This window comes from Kordia aestuariivivens, from assembly GCF_014397005.1.
In the GTDB taxonomy this organism is placed as follows: Bacteria; Bacteroidota; Bacteroidia; order Flavobacteriales; family Flavobacteriaceae; genus Kordia; species Kordia aestuariivivens.
In genome coordinates this window covers 1-23,316 of sequence record NZ_JACGWS010000022.1, presented here as the reverse complement: position 1 = coordinate 23,316, position 23,316 = coordinate 1, and the positions used below count along the sequence as shown (strand labels likewise).

At 34.3% G+C, this 23,316-nt stretch carries 20 protein-coding genes and 2 tRNA genes; 8 read left to right on the top strand and 14 right to left on the bottom strand.

Going from position 1 to position 23,316, the window contains the following annotated elements; genetic code table 11:
• The first annotated feature begins 14 nt into the window (after window positions 1-14).
• The 4 genes from H2O64_RS23040 to H2O64_RS23025 all read left to right on the top strand — a co-directional run bounded on the left by H2O64_RS23040 (window position 15) and on the right by H2O64_RS23025 (window position 6,708).
• Window positions 15-2,429, top strand: coding sequence for an efflux RND transporter permease subunit (locus H2O64_RS23040; protein ID WP_187564602.1), 2,415 nt, complete (start codon window positions 15-17; stop codon window positions 2,427-2,429).
• A gap of 397 nt (window positions 2,430-2,826) precedes the next feature.
• Window positions 2,827-4,269: an asparagine--tRNA ligase gene (gene asnS / locus H2O64_RS23035; protein ID WP_187564601.1), complete on the top strand. Its 1,443-nt coding sequence runs from the start codon at window positions 2,827-2,829 to the stop codon at window positions 4,267-4,269.
• 375 nt (window positions 4,270-4,644) lie between these two features.
• Window positions 4,645-6,102, top strand: coding sequence for an RNA polymerase factor sigma-54 (rpoN, locus tag H2O64_RS23030; RefSeq protein ID WP_187564600.1), 1,458 nt, complete (start codon window positions 4,645-4,647; stop codon window positions 6,100-6,102).
• Window positions 6,103-6,708, top strand: a complete 606-nt coding sequence (locus H2O64_RS23025) for a hypothetical protein (protein WP_187564599.1) — start codon at window positions 6,103-6,105, stop codon at window positions 6,706-6,708.
• On the opposite strand, the gene H2O64_RS23020 is transcribed toward H2O64_RS23025, so the two are convergent.
• The 8 genes from H2O64_RS23020 to H2O64_RS22985 form a co-directional block, all read right to left on the bottom strand.
• Window positions 6,703-7,401 (bottom strand): porin family protein, encoded by a 699-nt coding sequence (locus H2O64_RS23020; RefSeq protein WP_187564598.1) that lies wholly within the window; start codon window positions 7,399-7,401, stop codon window positions 6,703-6,705. The genes H2O64_RS23025 and H2O64_RS23020 overlap by 6 nt on opposite strands.
• Window positions 7,402-7,507: 106 nt before the next feature.
• Complete coding sequence (locus H2O64_RS23015) at window positions 7,508-8,002, bottom strand: ExbD/TolR family protein (protein ID WP_187564597.1); 495 nt, start codon at window positions 8,000-8,002, stop codon at window positions 7,508-7,510.
• 12 nt (window positions 8,003-8,014) lie between these two features.
• Entirely contained in the window at window positions 8,015-8,641 is a 627-nt protein-coding gene (locus H2O64_RS23010) for an ExbD/TolR family protein (RefSeq protein ID WP_187564596.1), read from the bottom strand.
• Between the two features lie 2 nt (window positions 8,642-8,643).
• Window positions 8,644-9,060, bottom strand: a complete 417-nt coding sequence (locus H2O64_RS23005) for a hypothetical protein (protein ID WP_187564595.1) — start codon at window positions 9,058-9,060, stop codon at window positions 8,644-8,646.
• 33 nt (window positions 9,061-9,093) lie between these two features.
• A complete protein-coding gene (locus H2O64_RS23000; RefSeq protein ID WP_187564594.1) occupies window positions 9,094-9,822 on the bottom strand; it encodes a MotA/TolQ/ExbB proton channel family protein in 729 nt (242 codons plus the stop codon).
• 76 nt (window positions 9,823-9,898) lie between these two features.
• A tRNA-Ser gene (locus H2O64_RS22995) sits at window positions 9,899-9,986 on the bottom strand.
• A gap of 57 nt (window positions 9,987-10,043) precedes the next feature.
• Window positions 10,044-11,072: an asparaginase gene (locus H2O64_RS22990; RefSeq protein WP_187564593.1), complete on the bottom strand. Its 1,029-nt coding sequence runs from the start codon at window positions 11,070-11,072 to the stop codon at window positions 10,044-10,046.
• A 45-nt stretch (window positions 11,073-11,117) separates the two neighbouring features.
• Window positions 11,118-11,885: a TatD family hydrolase gene (locus H2O64_RS22985; RefSeq protein WP_187564592.1), complete on the bottom strand. Its 768-nt coding sequence runs from the start codon at window positions 11,883-11,885 to the stop codon at window positions 11,118-11,120.
• A 175-nt stretch (window positions 11,886-12,060) separates the two neighbouring features.
• Here H2O64_RS22985 and H2O64_RS22980 point away from each other — a divergent pair, with 175 nt between their 5' ends.
• Window positions 12,061-12,501 (top strand): retropepsin-like aspartic protease family protein, encoded by a 441-nt coding sequence (locus tag H2O64_RS22980; RefSeq protein WP_187564591.1) that lies wholly within the window; start codon window positions 12,061-12,063, stop codon window positions 12,499-12,501.
• 390 nt (window positions 12,502-12,891) lie between these two features.
• On the opposite strand, the gene H2O64_RS22975 is transcribed toward H2O64_RS22980, so the two are convergent.
• The 3 genes from H2O64_RS22975 to H2O64_RS22965 all read right to left on the bottom strand — a co-directional run bounded on the left by H2O64_RS22975 (window position 12,892) and on the right by H2O64_RS22965 (window position 19,350).
• Window positions 12,892-14,904: a carboxypeptidase-like regulatory domain-containing protein gene (locus H2O64_RS22975; protein ID WP_187564590.1), complete on the bottom strand. Its 2,013-nt coding sequence runs from the start codon at window positions 14,902-14,904 to the stop codon at window positions 12,892-12,894.
• 302 nt (window positions 14,905-15,206) lie between these two features.
• Window positions 15,207-16,430 carry a 2-oxoglutarate dehydrogenase complex dihydrolipoyllysine-residue succinyltransferase gene (odhB, locus tag H2O64_RS22970; protein WP_187564589.1) on the bottom strand — a complete coding sequence of 408 codons (1,224 nt, stop codon included), beginning with the start codon at window positions 16,428-16,430 and terminating at the stop codon, window positions 15,207-15,209.
• Window positions 16,431-16,584: 154 nt separating this feature from the next.
• Complete coding sequence (locus H2O64_RS22965; RefSeq protein ID WP_187564588.1) at window positions 16,585-19,350, bottom strand: 2-oxoglutarate dehydrogenase E1 component; 2,766 nt, start codon at window positions 19,348-19,350, stop codon at window positions 16,585-16,587.
• Window positions 19,351-19,466: 116 nt separating this feature from the next.
• Between H2O64_RS22965 and H2O64_RS22960 the strand changes: the two genes are divergently transcribed.
• Entirely contained in the window at window positions 19,467-20,009 is a 543-nt protein-coding gene (locus H2O64_RS22960; RefSeq protein WP_235983011.1) for an alpha-ketoglutarate decarboxylase, read from the top strand.
• Here the strand turns inward: H2O64_RS22960 and H2O64_RS22955 are convergent.
• The 3 genes from H2O64_RS22955 to H2O64_RS22945 form a co-directional block, all read right to left on the bottom strand.
• Entirely contained in the window at window positions 19,993-20,343 is a 351-nt protein-coding gene (locus tag H2O64_RS22955) for a hypothetical protein (RefSeq protein ID WP_187564587.1), read from the bottom strand. The genes H2O64_RS22960 and H2O64_RS22955 overlap by 17 nt on opposite strands.
• A 687-nt stretch (window positions 20,344-21,030) precedes the next feature.
• A complete protein-coding gene (locus tag H2O64_RS22950; protein WP_114902308.1) occupies window positions 21,031-21,231 on the bottom strand; it encodes a hypothetical protein in 201 nt (66 codons plus the stop codon).
• A gap of 140 nt (window positions 21,232-21,371) precedes the next feature.
• Window positions 21,372-21,453, bottom strand: a tRNA-Leu gene (locus H2O64_RS22945).
• A 144-nt stretch (window positions 21,454-21,597) separates the two neighbouring features.
• On the opposite strand from H2O64_RS22945, the gene H2O64_RS22940 reads away from it, so the two are divergent.
• A complete protein-coding gene (locus tag H2O64_RS22940) occupies window positions 21,598-22,539 on the top strand; it encodes a ribose-phosphate pyrophosphokinase (protein WP_187564586.1) in 942 nt (313 codons plus the stop codon).
• Window positions 22,540-22,564: 25 nt separating this feature from the next.
• The gene (locus H2O64_RS22935; RefSeq protein ID WP_187564585.1) at window positions 22,565-23,164 is read left to right on the top strand and encodes a 50S ribosomal protein L25/general stress protein Ctc; all 600 of its coding nucleotides are present in this window, start codon (window positions 22,565-22,567) and stop codon (window positions 23,162-23,164) included.
• Window positions 23,165-23,316: the final 152 nt, after the last annotated feature.

The following is a 23,316-nucleotide window of genomic DNA, read 5'->3' as shown; positions in this document are numbered from 1 at the left end:
GCTAAAGAAGAACAATGATTAAATGGATAAATACGCGTTTTTGGTCAAGTGTAGCGAGATTAATTCTTAGAAATAGGATTGCAATTTTACTACTTATCACCGGCATTACTGTCTTTTTAGGCATGCAATGGGAAAACATGCGTTTCTCCTATACGGAAGCCAACTTATTACCCGACAATCATCCTGTTAATGTAGAATACAACAAATTCCTTGATATTTTTGGTGAAGAAGGAAACCTAATTATTCTTGGCGTAAAAGACTCTTCACTTTTTACTCCTGAAAATTTTAATGCTTGGAATCGACTTAGCAAACGGTTTAATGCAAAACCAGAAGTTGATGCAGTCATTTCTACCGAAAATCTTAAAAAGCTCATTAAAGACGAGGAAAGTCAAAGTTTTGTACTGGAAAACTTAGTTACTGGCGAATTAAAAACACAAGAAGAGGTTGATGAGATAAAAAACGAACTCTTCAACAATCTACCCTTTTACGAAAGTTTACTCTTTAATGATGAACAAACCATTAGAACTGCCGTATATCTTGACAAAGAAATTGTAAACACCTTAACTAGAAAAAACTTTATTTATGGCGAAGTTCTTCCGCTAATTGAAAAATTTGAAGAAGAAACCGGACTCGATTTACGCGTTTCGGGAATGCCATACATTCGTACGCTGAATTCGCAAAACATTGTAGACGAAATTAGCTTGTTCATTGGCGCGGCATTATTAATAACGAGTTTAATATTTTTCTTCTTCTTCCGATCGTTCCGAGCTACGGTTATTTCAATGGTTGTGGTTATCATTGGTGTGATGTGGGCATTTGGAATCTTAGGATTATTGCATTACGAAATCACGGTACTAACAGCATTAATCCCTCCGTTAATTATCGTTATTGGAATTCCGAATTGTATTTTCTTCATTAATAAATATCAGCAAGAAATAAAAAAACACGGAAATCAAGCCAAATCATTGCAACGTGTTATTTCTAAAATTGGAAACGCAACTTTAATGACCAACGTAACAACGGCGGCTGGTTTTGCGACGTTTATTATTACAGAAAGTAAACTTTTAAAAGAGTTTGGGATTGTTGCTTCCATCAATATCATTGCCATTTTTATCCTATCACTATTAATCATTCCGATTATCTATAGTTATATGGCGTTGCCAAAACAGAAACACTTAAATCACTTAAACAAACGTTGGATTGGTGGCTTTGTAAATTGGATGGAAAATACGGTTCGTCATCATAGAGTTGCTGTATACATTACATCAGTAAGCTTACTAGTATTGAGCATTATTGGAATTTATCAAATACGGATTTCAGGAAGTTTGATAGAAGATATGCCGCAAGGTGCTGACTTCTTTAAAGATATTCGCTTCTTCGAAGAAGAATTCGACGGTATTATGCCATTGGAAATTTTGATTGATACGAAACGTAAAAATGGAGTGACGAAACTTTCTACGCTCAAACGCATGGATAAGTTTGAAGAACTCATCATAGAAACACCCGAATTGTCAAAACCAATGTCTATTGTGAGTTTGGCTAAATATTCGCGTCAAGCGTACTTTGGTGGACTTGCGAAGAATTATACACTTCCAACATCTAATGAAAACAATTGGATTTTGGCGTATGCCGGAAAATCCAAATCAGATACAAATTTACTGAAAAGCTTTGTCGATTCTACGGGACGTTATGCACGTATTACAACGTTCATGAAAGATATTGGAACCGATAAAATGGAGCGTATTGAAGAAAATTTACAAAATAAAATAGACAATACTTTTAAAGATAAATACGATGTAACTGTGACAGGGAAAGCACTAGTTTTCCTTAAAGGAACTAAATATTTGGTGGACAACTTAGTCATGTCGTTATCACTTGCCATCTTTCTGATTTCGTTGTTTATGGCGTATCTATTTCGTTCGTTCAGAATGATTTTAGTTTCATTAGTTCCCAACTTATTACCACTATTAATTACTGCTGGAATGATGGGCTTTTTAGGCGTTCCCATCAAACCATCAACTATTTTAGTATTTAGTATCGCTTTTGGAATTTCCGTAGATGATACAATCCATTTCTTAGCGAAGTACCGACAAGAATTGCGCAGCAACCACTGGAAAATTCGCAAATCAGTCTATGCAGCATTGCGTGAAACTGGCGTAAGTATGTTTTACACGTCTATTGTGCTATTCTTTGGATTCTCGGTATTTATGATTTCTAGTTTTGGTGGAACTGTCGCTTTGGGCGGATTGGTTTCTGCAACGTTACTCTTTGCAATGTTGGCAAACTTATTATTATTACCTTCATTATTGCTTTCGCTAGAAAGAAGCATTGCTAACAAACGTGTATTAAAAGAACCAAACTTTAGAATTCTTCCTGAAAAGGAAAACAGAAAACTATCAGAGCTTACTAAAAAAGATACTTCAGACTAAGGATTTATATTTAGAATAATGATTTTTCTAGAGGCGAAAAAGTATGTATCTTTCAAAACCTTTATAAAAAAATAAAGCCTGAAGCTGTTGTTACAGCATTCAGACTTTATTAGGTTCCCCCAAACCTACCTTAATTTACTTAATCATTGAAGACAAATTAAGATTACAATTGATTAATAGCCACTACAAATATATGTCAAGTTGCAGCGTTTAGACAAGGGGAAAAATCCCCTTTTTACTGGGTAATACCCTTTTATTTTCAAGTATTTATACGTCTTTAAGAATTAATCCGCATAAATAAGGCACACTTCCTACAAATTACACCCTTAATTTTATTGATTCTATTTTCATTAATTTTCGTTAAAGAACTATATTTGTCGCCTAAATTATTAAGAAAATGAAATCATACACAGTCGCTGAGTTATTAAACTCAGAAACATTAGTACAAGAAGTTATTGTAAAAGGTTGGATACGAACTTTTAGAGCAAATCGTTTTATTGCTTTAAATGACGGATCAACCATTAATAATATTCAATGTGTTGTTGATTTTGAAAATACAAATGAAGAGATCTTAAATCGTATCACAACGGGTGCTGCTGTTTCCATTAAAGGAGAATTGATCGAAAGTCAAGGAAAAGGACAAAAGGTAGAAGTAAAAGTACAAGAGGTCACTATTTTAGGAGATGCAGATCCAGAAGAAGTATCAAAAACAATCCTTCAACCCAAAAAACACAGTTTAGAGTTTTTACGTGAACAAGCACATTTACGCACACGTACAAATACATTTAGTGCGGTGATGCGCTTGCGTTCGTCCTTATCTTTTGCAGTTCATAAATATTTCACCGAAAACGGATTTTACCACATGCATACGCCAATTATTACAGGTAGTGATGCTGAAGGTGCTGGAGAAATGTTTAGAGTGACCACATTAGATCCTAAAAATCCACCATTGGATGAAGAAGGAAACATTGATTATTCAAAAGATTTCTTTGGAAAGGAAACCAACTTAACGGTTTCTGGACAGCTAGAAGCAGAAACCTACGCAATGGCGTTAGGAAAAGTATATACATTTGGTCCAACGTTTAGAGCCGAAAACTCAAACACGTCGCGTCACTTGTCAGAATTTTGGATGATTGAGCCCGAAGTTGCGTTTATGGATTTAAGCGGAAACATGGACTTAGCAGAAGATTTCATGAAATCTGTTCTTTCCTATATCTTAGAACACAATCCAGACGATTTAGCATTTTTAGAAAACCGTTTGATTCAAGAAGATAAAGCGAAACCACAAGCTGAGCGCAGTGAAATGACCTTAACGGAAAAATTGCGTTTTGTAATTGATAACAACTTCAAACGTGTAAGCTACACAGAAGCAATTGATATTTTACGCAATTCGAAACCAAACAAAAAGAAGAAATTCAAATACTTAATTGACGAATGGGGCGCAGATTTACAAAGTGAACACGAACGTTTCTTAGTAGAAAAGCACTTCAAATGTCCTGTAATTTTATTTGATTACCCAGCAAATATCAAAGCATTTTACATGCGTTTGAACGAAGATGAGAAAACAGTTCGTGCCATGGATATTTTATTTCCAGGTATTGGAGAAATTGTTGGTGGATCGCAACGTGAGGAACGTTTAGATGTTTTAAAAGAAAAAATGGCTGCCTTAGATATTCCAGAAGAAGAATTATGGTGGTATTTAGAACTTCGTAAATACGGAACTGCTGTACATTCAGGTTTTGGACTTGGTTTTGAACGTTTAGTGATGTTTGCTACAGGTATGACAAATATTAAAGACGTAATTCCTTATCCAAGAACACCACAAAACGCTGAGTTTTAAGGAGCGTTCTAGTATAAAATATCAAAAAGCAGACTTCATTTACGAACGTCTGCTTTTTTTATATCATTTGATAAAAGCCAGTTTTTTCATCGTGCTATTTTCTAACTACGGGAAAAAGTATGCAATTCTTCATAAATACCTCACTATTTTTACGTTCACAACTTCCAATACCGTGGTAGGTTTTTTTATATTTGTGTGTTATTAAAAACTAATATGTAAGGGAAACATAGTATCTTTAATGACAATGGTATTGTTTTTGATTAAATCTCAAACAAAACCGCCCACAAGGTTATCCTTCTTTGAATTAAGAAAGCAGTTTTCATAAAAAACTAATGACAGTCAAAAAGGTTATTTTGAAGAAACCAACCAAATAATATGCTTAAACAACAATTAAATTTTAGATTATCTCAAAAACTATCTCCTCAGCAAATTCAGTTGATGAAATTGATTCAATTGCCTACGCAAGCTTTTGAACAACGATTAAAGCAAGAACTGGAAGAAAATCCTGCATTAGACAGCGGAAAAGAGCAAACTGAAGAGTATGATGCTGATTTGTCAAATGAATTTGATGACGATTATGGAAATGAAACAATTGCAGCAGAAGATATCAATGTAGACGATTATTTGAGTGATGATGAAGTTCCTAGTTACCGTTTGCAAGCAAATAATTATAGTGCTGATGATGAAGAAAAAAATGTTCCGTATGCTTCTGGAACGTCGTTTAATCAGCATTTAAAAAACCAATTAAATACGTTTCGACTTTCTGAAGAAGATCGTGAAATTGCAGAATTTTTAATTGGAAGCGTTGACGAAAGTGGTTATATCCGCAGACCTTTAGAAGATATTGTAGATGATTTAGCGTTTACTCAAAACATTTTTACAACAGATGATACGGTTGCAAAAATTTTAAACATTGTGCATGAGTTAGATCCTGCTGGTGTTGGCGCACGAAATTTACAAGAATGTTTGTTGATTCAACTACGAAGAAAAGAACCAACAGCTTCTATTGAGCTTGCCATTAACATTTTAGACAAGGCATTTGATCATTTTACAAAGAAACATTACAAGAAGCTTTTACAAAAATTCGATATTACCGAAGTTGATTTGCGCGATGGAATTTTGGAAATTGAGCGTTTAAATCCAAAACCTGGTGGATCGTATGCTGGAAATACAAAAATCATTGAACATATTGTGCCTGATTTTGCCATTCGTATTGTAGATGGTATGTTGGAGTTGACATTAAACGGACGAAATGCACCTGAATTGCATGTTTCTAGAGATTACAACGACATGCTGAAAGGCTATAAAGATACACGTGAGAAAACGAAATCGCAGAAAGATGCCGTAATGTTCATCAAACAGAAGTTAGATGCTGCAAAATGGTTTATAGACGCTATTAAACAACGTCAACAGACGCTTTTGGTTACAATGAATGCCATTCTTCATTATCAAGAAGAATATTTCCTTACAGGCGATGAACGCAAGTTGAAGCCAATGATTTTAAAAGATATTGCTGATATGATTCAAATGGATGTTTCTACAGTTTCGCGTGTTGCCAATAGTAAATATGTAGATACGCCATACGGAACAAAGTTGATTAAGGAATTTTTCTCTGAATCCATGAAAAATGAACAAGGAGAAGATGTTTCTACACGTGAAATTAAAAAGATTTTAGAAACGGTTATTGAAGACGAAAGCAAGAAAAAACCGTTAACGGATGAAAAGTTAGCCAGTATTTTAAAAGAAAAAGGCTATCCGATTGCGCGTAGAACGGTTGCAAAATATAGAGAACAACTGGATATTCCTGTAGCAAGATTACGAAAGAAAATATAAATGCGTACGTTTCTTAAAGTTATATCGTACCTATTCCACCCTATTTTCATTCCAGTAATGGCAACAGTTGGCTTTTTTTTAGTCACACCACGATTGTATGAATTGAATTTTAAAATTGACGTCGCAATTACGATTTCAATTTTTACCATCTTCATTCCGATCTTACTTTTTATTTTATTGAAACGCTTTAAGCTGATTGATTCTATTTTTGTGAAAGATGTGTCTCAACGCAAAATTCCATTGTACGTATACGTTTTAGTATTGTTTTTAATTATTACCAAAGTCATTACGAAATCAATTTTTGCAGAATTGTATGATTTCTTTTTAGCGACTTTAATTGCTACGATTGTTTGCCTTACGTTGGTTTTATTTCGCATAAAAGCAAGTATGCACATGATGGGAATGTCTGGTTTGGTAATGTTTTTAATTGCATTAAGCATTACGTATCAAGTCAATATTACCTTTGCTTTGAGTGTCCTTATTTTAATGATAGGACTTGTAGGGACTTCCCGTTTATTTTTGAAAGCACATACATTTGTAGAATTGATTATTGGCTTTTTTATTGGTTGGATTCCACAATTATTGGTGATGTATGATTGGCTATAGGATGTAAAACATTAAGCCAACTTTAATTATACTCATATCAAATTGTTCGCCATCAACCGTAACTGTAGTGTCTTTGAAAAGCTTATTTAAGCCATAATACACATGAAAATTCCAGGTGTTGTACCCAGCGCTTAGTGTGAGTCCATATTGAAATCGATTCAAATCATCATTTTGAAATTTGAGATTTTCATTATCACTTACAAATTTTGAAACGCCCGAAAAGATATATCCGAACTTAAATCCACCATAAATACGCCAAAACTTATAGGACGAAGCTGTGGAAGTTCGCCAACGAAATTCTATCGGAAGTTCTACAACATGCGTTCTGTATTTGTTTCGCTTAAAACTTTGATCGCTATCAATAGCTTCATACGTAATTCCAGCATTTGTTTCCGTAGCTTTTAGATTGTGAAAGTATGAATTATAAGAATATCCCAAACCAATTCCAATCGCTTTATTACGCTTCTTGTTGATAGGGAAATCGCGAATAACGCCAAGATGTATTCCATTGGATAAGTTGTTCTGAGAAATGCCGCTAGGTCTATTTTGAATGATATTATAGGTAACTCCTATATAAAATTGATCTTCTCTATAGTTTTCATCAGGAATTGTATCACGTACTATTTCTTCTTGTGCGATGGCATAATTCAATCCCAAAAAGATAAATATGATTCCTATGATAATGCGTTTCATGCTGTTTCTTGTATTAGCGAGTTGATTTCATGAACAATTAGTACCAAGATAGTACAAAAAAAGCACTCTAGAAAGAGTGCTTTTTTAATACAAAATTTAAGTTTATCTATTTTTTGTAATTCTTACTAAACTCCCCTTTTTTGGTAGTATAGTTAATTTTCAGAGCGTTAATCTCACGAAGCTCTTGTTTGATATCTGAAATTAATCCCATATTGGTTTCACCATCTACTTTTAAAGCAGTGATCGCAACATTTTGATATTGCTGTCCAAGTTTTGGATTGTTATTAATTTCATTGAACCAGTAATCTTTGATTTCTGAAACGTCTGCAAACTTATCGTTTAATTGAATTTTTGCTTGTGTTCCAAAGTCATCTTGATATCTTTGACTAGGTTTCCCAGCATAAATATAGATTACCTTATCATCTTTATTAAGAGTCTGTACCTGATCTGCAAACGCTAAATTTTGTCTTACTTTATAGTCATCTTTTTTGAACGTTGTTACCGTCATAAAGAAGAATAATAACATAAAAACAATATCTGGCATCGCTGCTGTAGATACTGGTGGCAACTCACCACTTTTTTTCTTTTTAAACTTAGACATAGTAGCTACAATTTAGTTTTTAACGTTTTCAGCTTCAGAAATTTTCAAAGGATACATATCTTGAATCTTTTTCAATTTCTTACTTAATGCATCTTTCTCTGGAGAACCATCTTTCAATTTTGGATCATTATACAACGAATCTATCGTAGTATATTTTTGTCCATTAATTTTCATCGACTCTCTATTTCTTAAGAAGTTGTATGCTCCTACGAGCTCGTTTTGAACAGAAATAAATGTTTTATATTCTGTTTCTCTATCATTTCGCACCGAAATAATTGCTTTATTCGGGTGATCTGAAGAGGTTTCATCTTTCTTTCCTTGACAGTAATTACATGGCTCACCAATTTCATTAGTTCCTCCACCATTGTCTAAAAAATCGATAGTAGCTTGCCTAAGATCTTTTAGCTGCATAACTTCTTCCTCTACTAACAAGTCATTGTTTTTATTTACTAACACAGTAAATAAATTTTTCTGCTTGATAATCGGAGGCACTTGTCCTGGAGGTGGAATTGGTGGCAACTTTCTAGTGATACCACTATCCACTTCAAAAGTAGTAGTTACTAAGAAAAAGATAAGAAGCAAGAATGCAATATCTGCCATAGATCCTGCACTAACTTCTGGTATGTTTCTTCTTCCCATAATTATTTATTAAGTGATTTTTTAATTGCAAATCCAATCATTGCTAAAATTGCAATCATTGCTAAAAAGTAAAACATGTAAATACCTGTTCCTACATATTTAGATTCTGATGCTGTGATGGTTATTTCATCTCCAAGATTTTTTGGAATTGCATCACTAGCTGACACGTACGATAGTATTCCAACAATAGCGAATACTGCTAAGGAAATCAATGACTTCTTTAATGCTCCAGGATTTGTAGCCAAGTTTTTGAGTCCAAAAAATATAGCTATTGCAGCCGTTACAACAACGAGTATTTCACCTGCAACAATCATAGCATTTCCTGTTGAGTCATCCGTAAGAATCGTAATATATAGAATTACTCCTATAAGTGCGATTAGGGCAACTAAAACTGTTAATATTATTTTTAATGATTTCATAATGATATATTGTATTGTAAAAAGTTGACAGTATTATTTTTTGTAACGAACCAATAAATCTACTAAAGAAATAGATGAATCTTCCATATCGTTTACAATACTATCAATCTTAGCAATAATATAGTTATAGAAAATTTGAAGGATAATACCTACAATAAGACCGAATACAGTCGTTAATAAGGCAACCTGAATAGAACCTGCAATTAAGGAAGCATCTAATGATCCTACAGCCGCAATCTTATCAAAGGCTTGAATCATTCCAATTACTGTTCCCATGAATCCTAACATCGGCGCAATTGCGATGAATAGAGAGATCCAAGATACATTTCTTTCTAATTGTCCCATTTGAACACCACCGTAAGCTACGACAGCTTTTTCAGCGTTATCAACGCCTTCATCCATACGATCTAATCCTTGATAGAAAATAGATGCAACAGGTCCTTTAGTGTTTCTTGCAACTTCTTTCGCTGCTTCTACACCACCAGTTGACAATGCATTTTCAACATTTGCTAATAATCTCTTATTATTTGTTGAAGCCATATTCAGATAAATGATTCTTTCGATACATATTGCAAGTCCTAAAATAAGACATAACAATACAATTCCCATAAATCCTGGTCCACCTTTTATAAAGTAATCCTTTAATACTTGGTGAAAACCTTGAGCTTCTTCTGCAGTTTTAGCAGCATCTTGAGCAGTTGCAACACCTACATTTAAAATCGTTAACATGGCTACAGCCATAATAGAAAATCCTTTTTTCATTTCTCTTGAACTTAAATTTTGTTAGTTAATCGGGTTAAAGATATAAAAATTTTATAATTATTTACGATAAATTATGCAGAGAGGAAGGGATTCGAACCCTCGATACGGTTATGCCGTATACACACTTTCCAGGCGTGCGCCTTCGACCACTCGGCCACCTCTCTCTATCGTTGGGCAAATAACAAAAAATATTTTAGTTTTTGAAATATATCTAGTTATTTTTAAGACATTTCACCTCTTATTTGTGTTTCAAAGATTCTTTTGAACTCAGATTGGCTAGTTTTCCTGCCCAAAAGATACATTAATTTTGCGAGAGCAGCCTCGGTTGTGATGTCTTTACCGCTTATTATACCTAGTTTTTTTAATGCAACGCTCGTTTCGTATTGTCCCATGATCACTCTCCCACCTGAACACTGCGTAATATTCACAATAATTATACCTTTTTGCTTTATTTCAGTTAAAAAATCCAAAAACCACGTCTCTGTTGGGGCATTTCCAGCTCCATACGTCTCTAAAATGATCGCTTTTATAGTTTTTGAAGCTAAAAAACCTTCCAAACTTGATCGAGTTATGCCCGGAAACAATTTTATTAGCGCAATATTATGGTCCATTTTTTTATGAACTTTGAGCTTTTTTTTACCCGTAGGATGCCGTAAATTTTCTTTAAATATTTTTAAATGCACACCAGATTCTGCCAAAGGTGGATAATTTAACGAATTAAATGCTTCAAAATGCTCTGCATTTATTTTAGTAGTTCGGTTTGCTCGGTATAATTTGTACTCAAAATACAAGCCAACTTCTTTAATTTGCGGTTTTCCATGTTTATCTTGTAAAGAAGCAACTTGAATAGACGTAATTAAGTTTTCTTTTGCATCAGTACGCAAGTCTCCAATAGGCAACTGAGATCCCGTAAATATGACTGGTTTTGCCAAATTTTCCAACATAAAACTTAAGGCTGAAGCCGAATAACTCATCGTGTCGCTTCCGTGCAACACAACAAAACCGTCAAAAGCATCGTAGTTTTCTTCTATAATTGACGCCATTTGTATCCAATATGTAGGGTTCATATCAGAAGAATCAATAGGATTTTCAAAGGTTACGGTTTCTATTTCACAATCTAAATGTGAAAGTTCGGGAATACGCTCAAGGAGTTTATTAAAGTTGAAAGCACGCAAGGCTCCTGTTTCAAAATCCTTGATCATTCCAATGGTTCCACCAGTATATATTAATAATATGTTAGCTTGTGTCATTTTTTGGTTGCTAGTTGTTGGTTATGCTAAAGATATCCCAATTAATTAAATCCCAAAAACCGCTTTTGAGTTTTCTGTTGTAATCGTCGCTACTTCTGTTGCTGGCAATTGATAGATTTCTGCGATTTTTTCTAATACATTTAGTACATAACTACTTTCATTACGTTTTCCTCTGTATGGTGTTGGCGCTAAATACGGTGCATCGGTTTCTAAAACGATATGTTCTATTGGAATTTCATTCAGGAACTTATCAATTTTTCCGTTTTTAAACGTAACAACACCACCAATTCCAAGTTTCATATTGTAACCAATGGCTTGTTCGGCTTGTACTTTTGTTCCTGTGAAGCAGTGAAAAATTCCGAATAAGGATGCATCTTTTTCTTTTTCTAATACTTCAAATACCTCATCAAATGCATCTCGACAGTGAATGACAATTGGAAGTTTGTATTTTTTTGCGAGTTGAATTTGATGTTGAAACGCTTCTTGTTGTTGCGGCAAGAATGTTTTATCCCAATATAAATCAATTCCAATTTCGCCAACAGCATAAAATTTTCGAGTTGCTAATAAGTCTTCTACATGCGCCAATTCTTCTTTGTAATTTTCTTTTACATGCGTTGGATGCAATCCTGACATTAAGAAAACTTCATCTGGATAGTCTTTTTCAAGCTGAAACATGCGTTCTGTGTAGGCTGAATCAATTGCAGGAACAAAAAAACGACGCACTCCATTGTTTATGGCGCGTTGCATCATGTCGTCTCTATCTTCATCAAAAGCTTCACTATATAAGTGTGTATGTGTATCTGTAATCATCATGCCGTAAAAATAGTATTTTCAACACGAAGTATATATGACTTCTTTTTAAAAAGTATGACAAAACAAACATTTTCTCGCAGCTTGTCACATCTTGCCTGACAATAATAACACGAATGATAGATAGGCATGCGTTTTGATTTGTATTTTAGCATATAGACAACACATATTATTACAGATGGGAAAGAGTTTACGAAAATTTTTATTGGATAAAGGATACCAACGCATTAAGCTGAATAGAATTAATACGAATCATTACGAAGTGAAAGCAAAGATTAATGGTATTGAAGGAAGTTTTATTTTAGATACTGGCGCTTCTACATCATGTGTAGGTTTTGAAGCGATTGAAACCTTTAACCTGACGGCTAAAGACTCTAAGATTAAAGCTGCTGGCGCTGGTGCTATTAATATGGACACGCAAGTTTCTAAAAAGAATAAAATTTCTATTGGAAAATGGTCAAAAAAACGTGTTGCATTGGTTTTATTTAATCTAGATCATGTAAATACTGCCTTAACGCAACATGATGCACAACCTGTAAATGGAATTATTGGTGCTGATATTTTACAAAAAGGAAAAGCCGTGATCGATTATGATAAGAATTGCTTGTATCTGAAGTAGTGTATATCAAGATAATTTAGGCTTTTGAGATATTTTGAGATAAAAAATAACTTCCTAGAGATTCCACACTACTGCGGAATTAGTTCAACTAGCAACACTGTATGCCCAAACGACTTTACAATATTGAGTTTCACTAAAAACAGGGGATTCTACGTATTGTTTGGAATGACTTTTTTGTGGAATTTTACAATTCTGTTTAACCTAACTCCATTTTGTTATGACTTCCCTTGATCAAAACAATAAACCAGTGACATTATTATTTGTAATTCAAATGTTATTATTAATCGCTGGATTGTGCATCAATATATATGCATTAGTATAAATATAAAAAAGCACGACCAGAATAAATGATCGCGCTTTTACGTATTTTACTCGTTGTACAAATCCTATTTATTGCTCTCGTTGATATGCTATTTTATCAAGTGTAGCTTTCTGCTGTTGCTTGTAGAGTTTTACAACTTTTACTTTTTTCTCTTCATTTGCTGTTCCATAATTTTTATAGATCGTATATTTTAAATACGTTGGATTGCGTGTAGCTTCTTCTTTTAAGTTTTTAATATTGATCATCCATTCGCCAATGTCCGTTGCTTCATCAATGACAAATTCTTCTGTGTGATAGCCATTTTTTACTTCATTCAGCAGATACTCTTTGTTTGCAATGATTGAATGTCCCCAAGTATAAAATTTGTTTTCAGGGTTTACAAATTGCAATTCAAATTCTGCGTCAGCGTCATTCCATTCAAATACAATTCGCAAATCATACTTAAACGTTGTTGTCAATAAATTTGATGGAAAGTCTTTATAATCTACTTCACTTCTGTGTCTTCGTAATAGCTGTTGTAGTTCATTTAGTAATAATTGTTCCAATCCTGTGAAATCTATATTTTCAATAGAATTCGTAAGCATTTTTTTGTACAAATCTATAGATTCTTGATAATCGCCTGCATGTTTATAAATCAGTGCTAAATCGCGATACGACTGTGCTGAATTTGGTAATAATGTAGCAATACGTTGATATATCAGTTTTGCTTTTTCATATTGTTCCAATTCTTCTAACTTGTATGCTACCGCTTTTAATGCTTTTGGGTTGTTTCCTGCAATTTTTTCAATATTTGCTAAGATTGCTATTGCTTTCTCTGAATTCCATTTCATGAAATATTCAGAAACATCCATATAATAGGAAACCGTTTGAAGCTTGCTGTTGCGTACTTGCGAATTATAAATCTCTAAAGCCGCTGCATAATTTGATGCTTGTTGCAATTCCGTAATGTAACTTGGTTTTTGTACCGTGCTTGATACTAATGGCACTGATTCATCGTATTTGTTGTTGGTTAACAAAGCTGCATCAATCACGTTTCCGCTTTCATCTCTTTTTAGAAATCTATTTTTTGATGTAATTAATATGGTGGGTTGCCCTCCATATAAAACTGTTGCCGACATTGCTTTTAACACCACTATATTGTCTACAGTCCTAATTTCAATATCATTGATATTTCCATAATACGGAAATCCATCATAAAACACAAGTGCCGGTGTACCTCTAACGGATAGAACTGGCTGTCCTGGTTGTGTCTGTGTAGTATTCATTGCAGACCTAAAACTTCTTCGAGCAAAAGCGTTGAATCGATTGCGAATATTACCTTCGCCCATAGCAACATTTAAACCTGCAATTCTTCCTCTTAATACATCGGTAAGATATACATGGTGCGAGCCAATGTCGTCTGATGTTAGCATAGAACCTAACGAAAATCCATCAAAGTCTGCTTTTCCAAATCCTGTATCAACATAGCGTTTCTTCTTTTTTGCCTTCTTTCCTTTGATTAAAACTGTGTTTAATAGTTCTGCATTTGGTTTTAATTTTACAGTTAAAGGAGTCAAATTAGAAACAATTATTTCTTTGTCATACATTCCTATGTAATCAACAATAAGTGTATCACCTATTTTTGCAGGAATTTTGAATGTTCCGTCAACGTTTGTTTGCACTTCCGTAAATGTGTTTTTAATCCGAACTTTTGCATTTTGAATGGATGTGTTATCTCCTCTGAAAACAGTACCATTTAATGTGTTTTCATTTTTATTATTCGTTGTAGCTGTCAGAAATATTTTATTGGTTACTGTCAAATATTTAGAAAGTTTTGGCATTTCGACAGTTATTGTATCGTAATCAAGTGTTAAAAACTGAAAACGATCGTTGTCAGTTACTAAATCTTCATCAAACGTAAGTGTAAATTTCCCCGAAGCGTCTGTGATGGCTTTAATGTCCTTTCCAACACATTGAATGTTTACATAAGGTATTGGTTGTTTTGTATCCATATCCAAGACATGCGCATCAATCGTAATTGTGTATTGCGCAAAGACAGTCGTTGTGAGCAAGAAGGAAATAATGTAAATGATCTTTTTCATAGCGGTTAATTTTAGTAAGATAAAAGCATCAAGAATAGTGCCGTATTACACTATAAATACTCATTTCTTACATACAATTTACGAAATAATGATGAATGTAAGTTTGATTCGTTTCTAAAAAGAAAATCTTTAACTAAATTTAAGAGTAATACGCTTCAAAAAGCTCATTTTTAACTTCTTATCTTGATTTTATACCAATTATTAATTGAAAATCCCCTAAAAGTGTATTCAAAAAAAAATAACCATTACTACTTTTCAGTCGCAATGGTTATTTTAAGTTTATGTTTTACTTAGAATGTATACTACAATTCTAAAGCTCTTTTAATATTATTATCCATCAATAATTCTGTTGGATTTTCTAATGCTTCTTTGACAGCAACTAAGAATCCTACTGATTCTTTTCCGTCAATGATTCTATGATCATACGAAAGTGCCACATACATAATTGGAAGAATAACTACTTGTCCATTGACAGCCATTGGTCTTTCCACAATGTTGTGCATTCCTAAGATTCCTGACTGTGGCGGATTGATGATTGGAGTCGATAACATACTTCCGAAAACACCACCATTAGAAATCGTGAATGTTCCTCCTGTCATTTCATCAACGGTAATTTTTCCGTCTCTTGCTCTAATAGCCAATCTTTTCACTTCAGATTCTACACCTCTGAATGATAAGTTTTCTGCATTTCTAATTACAGGAACCATTAATCCTTTTGGTCCAGAAACTGCAATACTGATATCACAGAAATCATAACTGATCATTTCCTTACCGTCGATCATAGAGTTTACGGCTGGATATAATTTTAACGCTCTTACAATTGCTAACGTGAAGAAAGACATAAATCCTAAACTTACACCATGCTTTGCTTTAAATGTTTCTTTGTATTCTTTACGCAATGCAAAAATTGGTGCCATATTAACTTCGTTAAACGTAGTTAACATTGCGGTTTCATTTTTTGCAGACACCAAACGTTCCGCAACTTTTCTACGCAACATTGATAATTTTTTACGCTCACTTCCACGCGTTCCACCAGCTGGTGTTCCCATGCTTGGTTGTGCATTTGCAGCATCGTCTTTAGTCACACGACCGTCTTTTCCAGTTCCAGTTACAGCGCTAGCGTCCATTCCTTTTTCAGCTAATATTTTCTTAGCTGCCGGAGAAGCACTTCCCGAAGCATACGTTTTTGTAGGTTCGGTAGCTTTTGGCGTTTCCACAGTTTTTGGAGCTTCCGCCTTTGGTGCGTCTGCTTTCTTTTCTGCTGCTGGCGCATCTCCACTTGGAGCTGTTGCACTTGTATCAATTAAACAAACGACATCTCCAACTGCTACTGCATCGCCTTCTTCTGCTTTTAAGGTGATTGTTCCACTAGCTTCTGCTGGCAACTCTAAGGTTGCTTTATCAGAATCAACCTCGGCAATTGCCTGGTCTTTCGTTACATAATCGCCGTCTTGCACTAACCACTCTGCTATCTCTACTTCAGTGATGGATTCTCCTGGCGAAGGAACTTTCATTTCTAAAATCATCGTGTTCTATATTTTAGTTTGTATTTTATTTTTATTTGGGCGTTTCCACAAAAACATACTTCGCATTTCGACTGCGCTCAATGTGACAGTATTTTTTTGTGGTCAGGCTTTCGGTAGTCGCTCTCTGCGAGGAGCTCCAACAATACCTCAATCCTTAACGCATATTATTTTTAGTTTTATCAAAAACATACGCAATTACTTCTGCATGACGACGTTTTGATCGTACTGAACTTCCTGCAGCTGGCGCACCGTAAAATCTTCTAGAGGCAACTCTAAAGTTTTTCACTTCGTCAATATGCATTAATAAGTGACTATACGCTCCCATGTTTCTTGGCTCTTCTTGTGCCCAAACAATATCGTCTGCGTTTGTATATTTTGCAATAGTTTCTTTAATTTTTGTTTTCGGCAACGGAAATAATTGTTCTAATCGAACTAAAGCAACATCGTCTCTTCCTTGTGTTGAGCGTTCTTCTAATAGATCGTAATAGAATTTTCCTGTACAGAATACCAACGTTTTTACCTTGTCGGCTTTTACATCAGCATCATCAATTAGCTTCTGAAAAGTCCCAGTTGCAAATTCATCTACAGTTGAAACTGCTTTTGGATGACGCAATAAACTTTTTGGTGTGAATACGATTAATGGCTTTCTGAAATCTGCTTTCATCTGGCGACGCAGTAAGTGATAAAAGTTTGCTGGCGTTGTACAATCGGCAATGAACATATTGTCTTTTGCACACATTTGTAAGTAGCGTTCCATACGCGCAGATGAATGTTCCGCACCTTGTCCTTCATAACCATGCGGTAATAACATGACCAATCCGTTTGGTGTTTTCCACTTGTCTTCTGCCGAAGATATGTATTGGTCAATCATAATTTGCGCTCCATTACTGAAATCTCCAAATTGTGCTTCCCAAATTGTTAATGTATTTGGACTTGCCATGGCATATCCATAATCGAACCCTACAACTCCGTATTCTGATAGTAATGAGTTGTAGATATAGAAATTCCCTTGATTTTCCGCTACATGATCTAGCAACTTGATTTCTTCTTCTGATTCTTCTGCTTTTACAACTGCATGGCGGTGCGAGAAGGTTCCTCTTTCCACATCTTGCCCAGAAATACGCACATCAAATCCTTCTTGTAATAAAGATCCGTAGGCTAACATTTCTCCCATTCCCCAATCGATCTTGTCAGCTTCAAACATGTCAAGACGACCTGAGATTAAGCGTTCTATTTTACGTAAGAACTTTTTATCTGACGGAAGTTTTGAAACAACTTTAGCAATTTCAGTTAGTTTTTCTTTCGGGTAACTTGTGTCAATATCTTTTGCCATTGCATCTTCATCTACTCTTTCCAGACCTAAGTCTTTCCAAGCTTCTTGCATGAATGGTGTAATGACTGTTTTTTCTTCTTTACGCGAGTCTTCTAGTTTTTCTTCTAGTAAGTCTTTGTATTTTTTTTCTAATTCTTGCACATAGTTTCCATCAATGATTCCTTGTTTCTGAAGTTTTTCAGCGTAGATATCACGTGGATTGCTATGTTTTGAGATTGCTTTGTATAGTTTTGGTTGTGTAAAACGTGGTTCATCACCTTCGTTATGACCATATTTACGGTATCCTAGTAAATCAATGAATACATCACGTTGAAACGTCATACGATATTCTAATGCAAATAATGCGGCATGTACCACAGCTTCTGCATCGTCTGCATTTACATGTAATACTGGCGAAAGCGTTACTTTTCCAACATCTGTACAATAGGTAGACGAACGTGCATCTAAGTAATTCGTTGTAAATCCAATTTGATTGTTTACCACAATGTGAATGGTTCCGCCTGTTTTGTAACCGTCTAATTGTGACATTTGCACAATTTCATAGACCAATCCTTGTCCTGCAATGGCAGCATCACCATGAATTACTATTGGTAATACTTCTGAGAAGTTATCTGCATGATCGCGATCTTGTTTTGCACGTGCAATTCCTTCTACAACGGCACCAACGGTTTCCAAGTGTGAAGGATTTGGCGCAATGTTCATGCTTATTTTTTTACCTGAATCAGTTTCTCTATCTGATGTCAACCCTAAGTGATATTTTACATCACCATCAAAAATTATTTCTTCATAATCTTTTCCATCAAATTCACTAAAGATATCTTTTGCAGATTTTCCAAAGATGTTTTTCAACACGTTCAAGCGACCTCTGTGTGCCATTCCAAGAATGAATTCTTTTACACCTTTTTCTGCTGCTTTTTCAATAACTGCATCTAAGGCAGGAATTAACGATTCTCCACCTTCTAGCGAAAAACGTTTTTGCCCAACATATTTTGTGTGCAAGAAGTTTTCAAAAGAAACTGCTTCGTTTAATTTTTTGAGAATGTACTTTTTTTCGTCTGCCGAAAAGTTTGGATGGTTGTCGTTTTCATTCAACTTTTGTTGCATCCAAGCAATTTGTTCCGGCTTACGGATGTACATATATTCTACGCCGATAGATTCGCAATAAATACGCTCTAAATGTGTAATAATGTTTCGAAGTGTTACTTTTCCGAGTCCAATAATTTCACCTGCTTCAAACTGCTTGTCTAAATCACTTTCATTTAAACCAAAGTTTTCTATCGCGAGCGATGGCGCATATTTTCTTCGTTCTCTTACGGGATTTGTTCTTGTGAATAAGTGTCCACGAGTACGATATCCGTCAATAAGTTTGATAACTTGAAATTCTTTCTTTACATTTTCGGGAACGACAACTTTTGAAACTGCTTCAGTAGCATCTTGCTCTTCTCCATAACTTTCAGTTCCAAAGTCATATCCTTGAAAGAAAGCACGCCAACTTGGTTCAATGCTATCAGGATTTTGTAAATATTGATCGTATAATTCAGCAAAGTATGCTGTATGCGCTGCATTTAAAAAGGAAAATCTATCCATGTTTTTTTCTTCCTGTCTTGTTTTGACAAAATTTTATCAAAAATACAACTTTTGATAAAAACACATCATAAGTTTTGTATATATTTATGTGATAAATATATAAGCTTTTCCAAGAAATGAAAGATTCTGTTTTTTCTCGACCAAAAAATACCTTTTTACTCCTTTTTATGTGTTTAATTTCATGTTGCGCATTTTCACAAAACACAACTGCTGATCCGCAAGGAAGTGATTTCTGGCGATACGTTCGTTTTGGAGGTGGATTGGGCTTGAGTTTTGGAAACGGAATTTTTAGTGCCACCATTGCGCCAAGTGCTATTTATGATTTTAATACACAATTTTCAGCAGGTGTTTCGTTAAACTACACTTATTTTAAGGATGATGATTTTTTTAAATCGACTATTGTTGGTGGAAGTTTTATTGGATTGTATAATCCGCTGCCTGAAATTCAACTTTCAACCGAGTTTGAGTACTTAAATGTGAGTCGTAATTTTGAAGATCCAATTTTTGTGGATGATAATTATTGGCAACCAGCTGTGTTTTTTGGTGTTGGGTATAGCACAAATAATATTACTGTTGGCGTTCGTTATAATGTGCTACACGACGATGAGAAAAGTATTTATGCAGATGCGTTGGTTCCTTTTTTTAGAGTTTATTTTTAAACCACACTTTTTGCCATTCACGTTTTAACATGAGCAAGACTACTTGTTCGGAAAGTTGTACCATATCCGAACCATCTAGCGCTTTTATTTTGGTTTCGGAAACATCCATGATGTAGAGCAGATTCAGATATTCAGCAAACTTTTCTTGAATGAGTTGGTATACAATTGCGTGCAATTCTCGTTGTAATGATTTTGGAGAAATAGTGGCAGGAAAAGTTTCTTCAATATTTGCGAGTGTAAAGTCTTTATTGAGTTGTTCAATGAGTTTTTCGTACAAGGCTTCTTTGGTAGCATCTGCTAATAGTGCCTCTATGTGTGTGTGCTTTTTTAGCATAAATACGAAGTTATGAAAATACTCCTTATGATGAATGATAAAGTCTTAAAATAATCAATAAAATAACAAGATATGTTTGTTCAGATTATGATGAGTTTTCACCAAATTTGACATCTTTAATAGCATCCATTGCATCATAATAACCATAATTATAAATTGGAGTGTTTGCATCATTGGATTTGCACACGACAAGACACATAAAGCTGTCGCTGCCTTTAATATGTTTTTGATCTTTTTTACTCAATACTTGAATATTGTTAAGGCTTAAAATTGATTTTAACTTGATATAAATTTTTCATTCGGTAAAATTATAAACCAATTACGAAAAAAACCATGGTTAACATTTAAACAAAAGGAATTAAGGCAAGCAATCGTTATCACAATTAACACTTTTTTCTTCCCAAAGCCATGAATATTTCCATTGCTTTTTGTTGCAATTATACATCTACTTCTTGTTCTTACAAAACTTCTGTTACATAAAGTCATCAAGGTTTTCTTTTAACCTTATTATTTAATTTTATGATTAACAATGACCCAAATAAAGAGCATAAGAAGAATAACGGAAGAGTTGAAACCTCCATTTTATTAGGCTAAACACCTAAAAAAAACAGTTGTAATTATTTAAGTAAGAAGCAAAAGAAAAGCAATCTGAAAACAGTGATAGTCGAAGATCGCCTTTTTTTATATTTAACAAAGACCATAATCTGAAAGAGTAACTGGCTCTGCATCTGTATCAACAGCATCCTCCAAAGGCATTTCATACCACCACCATTCAAGTTTGCATTCAGAATAGGAAAGCTCATAATATACACCTCCTTTTAAAGCAGTTTTGAGATTAGAAATAGACTTTTTGTTAAGAACTAATGAATTAAGATTTCTTTTTTTCATGGTATAAGATTTTGATTAAAAAAAAGAATTTACGAAAATAAGTCATGAATGAATTACGGAAAAACCATAGTTAACATTTAAAACAGTGATTTTTATACACAAAAAAATCCCAACACAACTGTTAGGATTTTCACTTTTAGTACTCGAGATGGGAATCGAACCCATACTCCCGAAAGAACTGGATTTTGAATCCAGCGCGTCTACCAATTCCGCCACTCGAGCTTTTTAAGGTGTGCAAATTTAGAAAATATTTTTAATTCTCGCTTAAAAAAAGAAATAAAAGCTTTTAGAGTTGTAATAAATTTCTAAATTTGCACCTCGTTTTACACAACACAACAATTAACTAACTACTAAACAGAATATTAAATGTCTTATACTGTCCCAGACCCAAAGATTTTTGCCTGTACGCAGAGTGAAGAGCTTGCAGAAATGATTGCCAAGCAGTATGGAACAAAGTTAGGAAAAGTAACGTTCTCAACCTATAGTGATGGCGAATTCCAACCTTCTTTTGAAGAGTCGGTTCGTGGCGCAAGAGTATTTATCATTGGATCTACGTTTCCAAACTCAGACCATTTAATGCAAATGCTTTTAATGCTTGACGCTGCCAAAAGAGCTTCTGCTCGTCATATTACAGCTGTACTTCCCTACTTCGGTTGGGCAAGACAAGATCGTAAAGACAAGCCAAGAGTTCCAATAGGCGCAAAACTGATAGCAAAGATGCTAGAAGTAGCTGGAGCAACGCGCATCATTACAATGGATTTACATGCTGATCAAATTCAAGGTTTCTTTGAAAAACCAGTAGATCATTTATTTGCTTCTACCGTATTTTTACCATATTTAAGAAACTTAAATTTAGATAAACTTACTATAGCTTCTCCTGATATGGGGGGTTCTAAAAGAGCGTATGCGTATTCTAAGTTTTTAGAAAGCGACGTTGTTATTTGTTACAAACAACGTAAAAAAGCCAATGTCATTTCACATATGGAACTTATTGGTGATGTAACAGGAAAAAATGTAGTCTTAGTAGATGATATGGTAGACACTGCCGGAACATTAACCAAAGCTGCAGAAGTAATGATGGAAAAAGGAGCATTGTCTGTACGCGCAATTTGTACACATCCTATTTTATCAGGACAAGCGTATGAACGAATAGAAAACTCAAAATTAGAAGAGTTAATCGTAACTGATTCTATTCCTTTACGACAAGAATCAAGCAAGATAAAAGTAGTAAGCTGTGCACATTTATTCGCAGATGTAATGCACAAAGTACACAACAATACTTCTATCAGCTCAAAATTTTTAATGTAATTAAATATTAATATAAACACAAAGAATGAAATCAATTACAATTAACGGATCTCAAAGAGAAAGCGTGGGCAAAGTATCAACTAAAGCCTTACGTAATGCTGGAAAGGTTCCTTGCGTATTATACGGAGGAGACAATCCATTACACTTTTCAGCAGAAGAATTATCATTTTCTAAATTAGTGTATACTCCAAATGCGCACACAGTTGTGATTGCATTAGAAGACGGTTCTACACACAATGCTATTTTACAGGATATTCAATTTCACCCTGTAAGTGACAAAATTTTACACGTCGATTTTTATCGTTCATTTGAAGATAAAGAATTAACGATGAGTATTCCTGTTACTTTCAAAGGAACTGCTCCTGGTATTATAGCTGGTGGATCTTTACGTTTAAACAAGCGTAAGCTTAGAGTAAGAGCGTTGCCTAAAAATTTACCTGATTTTATCGAAGCAGATGTTTCTGAATTAGAAATCGGAAGTAAATTATATGTTACTGAACTAGCAAACGAAAACTACACATTATTACATGCTGATAACACCGTAGTTTGTCAAGTAAGAGTATCTCGTGCTGCAATGAAAGCTGCGCAAGAAGCTGCAAAAGCAGAAAAAGAAGGAGAAGCTTAAAAATAGTTGATCTTCTGATCTATAAAGAGGCTGTCTGAAAAGGCAGTCTTTTTTTTTGCAATTTTTTGAAGTAATTCTTAACTTTAAGAATGAGCAGAAAAGTTATTTTTAAGACCTATTGTCAAGATCAGTTAAGTCTTTTACCTCCAAGT